This is a genomic window from Myxococcus sp. AM011 (genome assembly GCF_013372595.1).
Classification (GTDB): Bacteria; Myxococcota; Myxococcia; order Myxococcales; family Myxococcaceae; genus Myxococcus; species Myxococcus eversor.
On the sequence record NZ_JABXEM010000639.1, the window covers coordinates 1 to 451 of the forward strand.

Below are 451 nucleotides of genomic sequence, written 5' to 3' on the forward strand. Positions count from 1 at the left end.
GCCGCGGACCCTTCCATCCCCTCCTTCGCCCTGCCCGCCACGAAGCCCGCCGAGTCCTCCGGCAAGGCGAAGAAGGGCTCCAAGGCGGCCGAGGAGGCCACCGTCCAGGAGCGCATCGCTCCGAAGAAGCGCTCCACCCTGGTGGACGAGGAGACGACCTCGCCCTCCGAGCAGGAGCTTCAGACCCTGGATGACGGGCCCAGCTTCCTGCGTCGCGACCTTCCCCGTCCCCGGGGCCGCTTCACCCGCGTGGAGGCACCCCGCACGCCCTTCGTGGAGCTGACGCGCGCCGGCGGCAAGGACCTCCTGGAGGCCTCCCTGGAGGGCTCCGAGCACCGCTTCGCCCTGCTGCGCAACATGTCCCACCGCTTCAACGGCTCGCGCGGCGACCTGACGCTCGTGGATCTGGAGACGGTGCTGCGCGATCACGGCCTGCTCGACGCGCTGAAGG

At 71.4% G+C, this 451-nt stretch carries 1 pseudogene; it reads left to right on the forward strand.

Going from position 1 to position 451, the window contains the following annotated elements:
* A pseudogene (locus HUW62_RS47785) lies at positions 1-451 on the forward strand (hypothetical protein); the annotation flags it as partial.